Source organism: Geodermatophilus sp. CPCC 205761 (genome assembly GCF_051383655.1).
In the GTDB taxonomy this organism is placed as follows: Bacteria; Actinomycetota; Actinomycetes; order Mycobacteriales; family Geodermatophilaceae; genus Geodermatophilus.
On the sequence record NZ_JALPKQ010000093.1, the window covers coordinates 1 to 6,625 of the forward strand.

8 protein-coding genes are annotated in these 6,625 nt (G+C 76.1%); 6 read left to right on the top strand and 2 right to left on the bottom strand.

Annotated elements, in window-relative coordinates; all coding sequences use genetic code 11:
• Window positions 1-164: 164 nt before the first annotated feature.
• From MY526_RS26730 to MY526_RS26745, 4 genes are all read left to right on the top strand, one after another.
• The gene (locus MY526_RS26730; RefSeq protein WP_436705468.1) at window positions 165-1,229 is read left to right on the top strand and encodes an NAD(P)-binding domain-containing protein; all 1,065 of its coding nucleotides are present in this window, start codon (window positions 165-167) and stop codon (window positions 1,227-1,229) included.
• A gap of 149 nt (window positions 1,230-1,378) precedes the next feature.
• On the top strand, window positions 1,379-2,296 hold the full coding sequence (locus tag MY526_RS26735; RefSeq protein ID WP_436695898.1) for an ABC transporter ATP-binding protein: 918 nt from the start codon (window positions 1,379-1,381) through the stop codon (window positions 2,294-2,296).
• Window positions 2,293-3,108: an ABC transporter permease subunit gene (locus MY526_RS26740; RefSeq protein ID WP_436695899.1), complete on the top strand. Its 816-nt coding sequence runs from the start codon at window positions 2,293-2,295 to the stop codon at window positions 3,106-3,108. Before MY526_RS26735 ends, MY526_RS26740 begins: the two co-directional genes overlap by 4 nt.
• A gap of 76 nt (window positions 3,109-3,184) precedes the next feature.
• Window positions 3,185-3,526: a hypothetical protein gene (locus MY526_RS26745; RefSeq protein WP_436705469.1), complete on the top strand. Its 342-nt coding sequence runs from the start codon at window positions 3,185-3,187 to the stop codon at window positions 3,524-3,526.
• A 3-nt stretch (window positions 3,527-3,529) separates the two neighbouring features.
• Here MY526_RS26745 and MY526_RS26750 read toward each other — a convergent pair whose 3' ends face one another.
• Together MY526_RS26750 and MY526_RS26755 are read right to left on the bottom strand one after the other, a co-directional pair.
• Window positions 3,530-3,967: a hypothetical protein gene (locus tag MY526_RS26750; RefSeq protein WP_436695901.1), complete on the bottom strand. Its 438-nt coding sequence runs from the start codon at window positions 3,965-3,967 to the stop codon at window positions 3,530-3,532.
• Window positions 3,968-4,021: 54 nt separating this feature from the next.
• Window positions 4,022-5,179 carry an MFS transporter gene (locus tag MY526_RS26755; protein ID WP_436695902.1) on the bottom strand — a complete coding sequence of 386 codons (1,158 nt, stop codon included), beginning with the start codon at window positions 5,177-5,179 and terminating at the stop codon, window positions 4,022-4,024.
• 91 nt (window positions 5,180-5,270) lie between these two features.
• On the opposite strand from MY526_RS26755, the gene MY526_RS26760 reads away from it, so the two are divergent.
• Both MY526_RS26760 and MY526_RS26765 read left to right on the top strand, forming a co-directional pair.
• Window positions 5,271-5,822, top strand: a complete 552-nt coding sequence (locus tag MY526_RS26760; RefSeq protein WP_436705470.1) for a DUF488 domain-containing protein — start codon at window positions 5,271-5,273, stop codon at window positions 5,820-5,822.
• The gene (locus MY526_RS26765) at window positions 5,819-6,463 is read left to right on the top strand and encodes a nitroreductase family protein (protein ID WP_436695904.1); all 645 of its coding nucleotides are present in this window, start codon (window positions 5,819-5,821) and stop codon (window positions 6,461-6,463) included. Before MY526_RS26760 ends, MY526_RS26765 begins: the two co-directional genes overlap by 4 nt.
• The last annotated feature ends 162 nt before the right edge of the window (window positions 6,464-6,625 follow it).

Consider the following 6,625-nt stretch of genomic DNA (forward strand, 5'->3'; position numbering starts at 1 on the left):
CGCACCTGGCGCCCCGACGGCACCGAGATCCTCATCCACCCACCGATCGACGCGGCCGCGTGATCACGGCCGCGGGAGCCGGCGGGTCAGGTGTGCGGAACCGGACACCGCGCGGCGGAAGCGGGCAGCGTCGGGCGCCGTTTGTCCCAGACGTGGACAGGGACGTGGAGGTCGTGGTGATCGGCGCCGGCCAGGCCGGGCTGAGCGCGGCCTACCACCTCGCCCGGGTCGGTTTCGCGCCCGGCACCGGATTCGTCGTCCTCGATGCGGAGACCGGCGCCGGTGGCGCCTGGCAGCACCGCTGGCCCTCGCTGACCCTCGCGCGCACGCACCACGTGCACGACCTGCCCGGGGAGCCGTTCCCGGCCGCCGGGGACGAGGTTCCGGCCGCCGAGGCCGTCCCGGCCTACTTCTCCGACTACGAGCGGCGGTTCGGGCTGCCGGTGCACCGGCCGGTGAAGGTCGGCGCCGTCCGCCGGACCGCCGACGACCGGTTCCTGGTGCAGACCTCGGCCGGCGACTGGACCGCTGGCGCCGTCGTCAACGCCACCGGGACCTGGACCCGCCCCTTCGTGCCGCGCTACCCCGGCCAGGAGACCTTCCGCGGCCGCCAGCTGCACCCGGTCGACTACCGCGGCGCCGCCGAGTTCGCCGGGCAGTCCGTCGTGGTCGTGGGCGGCGGGGCGTCCGCCGTCCAACTGCTCGGCGAGATCGCCGAGGTCGCCGACACCACCTGGGTGACCCGGCGGCCGCCGGTCTGGCGGGAGGAGCCGTTCGGCCCCGAGGCGGGCCGGGCGGCAGTCGCGCTGGTCGAGGACGCCGTCCGCGAGGGCCGGTCCCCCGGCAGCGTCGTCGGCGTCACCGGCCTGGTGGTGACGCCGTGGGTGCGGGAGGCGCGCGAGCGCGGCGTGCTCGACCGGCTGCCCGTGTTCGACCGCATCACCCCCGACGGCGTGGCGTGGGACGACGGCCGGTTCGTGCGGGCCGACGCGATCCTGTGGGCCACCGGCTTCCGGGCGGCGCTGGGGCACCTCGCCCCGCTCCACCTGCGCGGCTCCCGCGGCGGCATCCGGATGGAAGGCACCCACGTCGCCGGTGAGCCCCGGGTGCACCTGGTGGGCTACGGGCCGTCGGCGAGCACGGTGGGTGCCAACCGGGCCGGTCGGGCGGTGGCCCGCGACCTGCGCCGGCTGCTGCACCCCGGGCAGGACCTGCCCCGCAGCGCCTGACCGGGAGCGGGCCCGACCCCGGCACACCCCCGAGCCCCGCCCAGGGGTCGTTCAGGGTCGGTTCAGGGCGCTCCCCGATGGTCACCGCCCCGGCCGCCCGACAGCCTCGACGGCATGACCTCCCCGACCTCGCGCGGCCCGGTGGCCGCATGATCACCGCGCACCGGCTCACCAAGACCTACGGCGCCCGGACCGCCGTCGACGACGTCAGCTTCACCGTCGAGCCCGGCCGGGTCACCGGCTTCCTCGGCCCGAACGGCGCCGGCAAGTCGACGACGATGCGGATGGTGCTCGGGCTGGACCGGCCCACCTCCGGCGGCGTGACCGTGAACGGCCGCCGCTACGCCGACTCCCCCGCCCCGCTGCGCGAGGTCGGCGCGCTGCTCGAGGCCCGGGCCCTGCACCCGGGCCGCTCCGCCCGCGACCACCTGCGCTGGCTCGCGGTGAGCAACGGCATCCCGGCTTCCCGCGTCGACGAGGCGCTCGACCTGGTCGGCCTCACCGCCGTCGCCGGCCAGCGGGTGGGCCGTTTCTCCCTGGGCATGGGCCAGCGGCTGGGCATCGCCGCGGCGCTGCTGGGCGACCCGCCGGTCGTCGTCCTCGACGAGCCGGTGAACGGGCTGGACCCCGAGGGGATCCGCTGGGTGCGGACCCTCGCCCGCGACCTCGCCGCCGAGGGACGCACCGTCTTCGTCTCCAGCCACCTGATGTCGGAGATGGCCCTCACCGCCGACCACCTCGTGGTGATCGGGCGCGGCCGCGTGCTGGCCGACTGCTCGACGCCGGACTTCATCGCCGAGCACGCCGCCTCCTACGTGCGGGTGCGCAGCCCGCAGCGCGACGAGGTCGCCACGCTGCTGCGTCGACAGGGGCTGGACGTCGCCGCGCACGGCAGCGAGCTGCGGGTCCAGGGCCTCGACCCGGCCGCCCTCGGTGAGCTCGTCGGCCGCGCCGGCCTGCTGCTGCACGAGCTGACCCTCGTGCGCTCCTCGCTCGAGGACGCCTTCATGACCCTGACCGCCGACAGCGTCGAGTACGCCGCCCAGCCGACCGGAGCGCAGCGATGACCGCCGTGGGGACCCACGCCTGGACCCGCACCGAGTCCCCCACCAGCCCGGGCTTCCGGGCCACCGTGCACGCGGAGTGGATCAAGTTCTGGACGGTGCGCTCCACCGGCTGGTCGGTCGCCGCCATGTTCGTCCTCGGCGCCGGGCTCACCGCGCTGGTGTGCGCGCTGGCCGCCGAGGACCTCGCGGCCGGCGCGACCGGCGAGCCGGTGGGCGCCTTCGTCACCTGGGGGATGATGTTCGCCCAAGTCACCGCCATCGTCCTGGGCACGCTCGCGGTCACCAGCGAGTTCGGCACCGGGATGATCCGGGCCACGCTGGCCGCGACGCCCTCCCGCGGGGCGGTGCTGGCCGCCAAGGGCCTCGTCCTCACCGGCACGCTGTTCGTGGCCGGCACCGTCACGGCGCTGGCCGGGTACGCCGCGGGCAACTGGTTCCTCGGCCAGGAGGGCATCGGGATCGCCCTCACCGACGACGGCGTGCTGCGCGCGATGTACGGCAGCGGCCTCTACATGGCCGGCCTCGGGCTGTTCGCCGCCGCCGTCGGGCTGCTCGTCCGGCACACCGCGGCGGCGCTGTCCATCGTGCTCGGCCTGGTGTTCGTCGTCGGCACCATGGTGATGCTGCTGCCCGACGCGTGGGGCGAGTGGGCGACCAGGCTGATGCCCGGCAACGCCGGCGGCCGCATCGCCACCCCCGAGTCGTTCAACCCGGTGCTGCTGGACCCGTGGGTCGGCTTCGCGGTGTTCGCCGCCGAGGTCGCCGTCCTCCTGGCCGTCGCGACCGTGACCTTCCAGCGCCGCGACGCCTAGCACCCCGGGAGGGGCAGAAGTGGCCACTTCTGCCCCTCCCGACGGCGTCCGCCGGCGGGGCGGGCACAGTGGGACCGTGACTGACGCATCCGGCGCCGGGCGGCGCACCGCCGACGAACTCGTCCGCCTGCTCGCCGACGACGACACCGCGGGCGCCGAGGAGCTGCTCGCCGGCGTCACGACGATCCGCGACCTCGTCTTCGTCGGCGCCGGCCTCACCTCGATCGCCCGAGCCGAGGCCCGCCGGCTCCCCCCGGCGCAGCGCGCCCAGGCGAACACGCGCCAGCTTCGGCTCGGCGTGCTCCGCGACGCCAACCGCGAGGACCCCGAGGGGCTGCGCGGCTGGCTGCAGCGGGCCGGCGAGGAGGTCGTGCTCATCCGCACCCAGCAGTCCGTCGCCGACCGCTTCACCGGCTGACGCTCACCCGATCGGCTCGACCCACGCCGCCCGCCAGGACGGCGGCTCGACCGGCTGCGCGTAGTACCGGGTGTCGCGGAGGATCCGCCCGTCGTCGTCGAGCTCGAGGGTGACGACGACGTGCCAGACGTCGCCCGCGTAGTCGTTGACGCCCTCCACCACCCACACCCGGCCGGCGCCCACGACGCGGCGCAGCCGGAGGGTCGGCGGCGTCGGGAACGCCTCCTGCATCGACCGCATGTCGTCCCGGCCGCGGATCCGCTCCCCCGACTGCGGCATCTCCATGACGTAGTCCGGGTGCCGGACCCGGTACTCGTCCTCGGCCGACAGACCCTCCCCCGACGTCAGGCCGAACAACCGCTCCAACCCGGAGCGCATCGCCTGCGCGTCGTCGCCGGCCACTGCCCGGCGGAACAGCTCGAGCACCTCGGACTCGCCCATGCGGCGACTCCTACACCCGGGGTGGCCGGGGCGGACAGGGTCCGGCGCCTCCGGTCAGCGGGGCCGGCGGGTCGCGGCCAGCGCCACCGGGAGGGTGCACACGAGCGCGATGGCGACGGCGACGTAGGTCCACTCCAGCCCGAGTCCGGCCGCGACCAGCCCGAGACCGAGCGCCCCGGCCGCGGTGCCGGCGTCGAACGAGGCGTTCCACATCGCGCTGGCGGCGGTCGCGCCGCCCTCGCCGGCGCGGGCGAACGCCGTGACCAGCGTGAGGTTCTGCACCGCGCCGAACCCGGCGCCGAACACCGCCGACCCGACCAGCACCCACGCGTCGCCGGTGACCAGCCCGAGCCCGACGACGGCGAGCCCGGCGGCCGCCACCAGCAGCGCCAGCGGCATCAGCAGGCGGGGCCCCAAGCGGTCGGCGAGCAGACCGGCCTGCCAGCGGGTGAGCGCGCCGGTGACGCCGAAGAGCAGCAGCGCCACCGTCGCCAGGACGCCGTCCGGCCGCTCGATCGGCAGGAAGGTGACCAACCCGCCACCGGCGAGGGTGACCGCGAGCAGCACGATCGACGGGGTGAGCGCGGCCAGCGCCGCGGCCCGCGACGACCGTCCGGCCGTCGATTCCATCGAGACCGCGCGGACCAGCCCGGGCACGAGCGGCAGCGCCAGCAGAGGTGCGGCGGCCAGCCACGCCAGCCAGGCCACGTGCCCGTCGAGCACGAGCGCGACCCCGGCCGGGACGGCGACCAGGTTGGGCAGCGCGATGGCCAGCCCGTACAGCCCGATCGCCTCACCGCGCCGCTCGACGGGGGCGACCTGCGCGGCCAGCGTCGCGCCGAGGACGGTCAGCACGCCGAACCCGGCCCCGCGGACGACGGCGACCGCGGACAGCCAGACCAGCCCGTCGTCGACGACGTACAGCGGGGACGGCGCACCGAGCGCGACCAGTCCCGCGGCCAGGACCGGCCCCAGCCCGTACCGCGCCGTCAGCGCGGGTACCACCGACTGGACGGCGATCGTGACGACCAGGAAGACGGCGGTCACCACCCCGGCCGTCCCCGCGTCGGCACCGCCCGCGACCGCGTACGCCGGCAGCGACGCCAGTGTCAGGCAGTAGCTGGCGAACCCCAGCGTCGTCGCCCCCACCAGCGCCCGCATCGCCGGCACCCGCCACAGCGACGTCCGCGGCTCGGCCGTTTCCCTCTGCACGCCCCGAAGCTATGGGAGTGCCGGGGAACGCATCAGCAACGGCCTCCCTCCAGGGGGCGCGCGCCGAGCGTGCGAGGCGTGAGGGGGAAGGGTGGCCGTTGATCCGCTGATGACCGTGGGCCACGGCCCCGAGGACCGCGGCCGGCTCGGTGCGCGGCTGGCCGGCGCCGGCGTCGGCCTGGTCGTCGACGTCCGCCGGTTCCCGGGCAGCCGGAGCAACCCCGACGTCCGGCGCGAGGCGCTGGAGCAGTGGCTGCCCGCAGCCGGGATCGGCTACCGGTGGGACGCCCGGCTGGGCGGGCGGCGCCGGCTGCCACTGGACCGTCCGGTGGCAGCCGACTGGTGGACGGTCGCGCAGTTCGCCGCGTACGCCGCGCACACGCGGACGCCGGAGTTCGCCGCCGCTCTGGACGAGGTGCTGGCCGACGCCGGCACCGCGACCGTCGCGGTGATGTGCAGCGAGAGCGTGTGGTGGCGCTGCCACCGGCGGCTGGTCGCCGACGTCGCCGTCCTCGCCCGCGGCGTGCCGGTCACCCACCTCATGCCCGACGGCCGGCTGACCCCGCACGTGCCGTCGGCCGGGGCGCTGCTCGGGGACGACGGGCTCGTGCACTGGCCGGCGTCGGGCAGGGTGGACGCATGACGCTGCCGCTGACACCCGACGAACTGCTCACCACCACCCGCGCAGTCCGCCGGCGGCTGGACCTCACCCGGCCGGTGCCGCTGGAGCTGGTCCGCGAGTGCCTGGAGATCGCGCTGCAGGCGCCGTCGGGGTCCAACGCGCAGTCGTGGCACTGGGTCGTGGTGACCGATCCGGCGCAGCGGGCCGCGGTCGGCGAGGTCTACCGGGAGCGGGTGCAGCGGTACGCGGAGGCGGGCACCTTCGCGGGCCGGCTGTTCGCCGACCGCCCCGAGCGGTCGGAGGTGCAGCAGCGGGTCGGCGACAGCGCGGTCTGGCTGGGCGAGCACATGGGCGAGGTGCCGGTGCTCGTCGTCCCGTGCATCGCGACCGGGCGGCCGCTGCCGGAGGGCAACCAGGCCGGGCTGTGGGGCTCGCTGCTGCCGGCGGTGTGGAGCTACATGCTCGCCGCCCGCGCCCGCGGCCTGGGCACGGCGTGGACCACGCTGCACCTGGGCCGGGAGGCCGAGGTCGCCGACATCCTCGGCATCCCGGACGGCGTCCACCAGGCCGCGCTGGTCCCGACGGCCTTCTACACCGGCGAGACCTTCCGCCCGGCCGCCCGCGACCCGCTGGACACCGTCCTCCACCTCGACCGCTGGTGATGGAGTGGTTCCGCCGGGGTCACCCCGGCGGAACCACTCCATCAGCCCATGTGCGGGTAGCGGTGGTCGGTGGCGGGGACGAAGGTCTCCTTGATCGAGCGGGTGCTGGTCCAGCGGAGCAGGTTCTGCGCGGCGCCGGCCTTGTCGTTGGTGCCCGAGCCG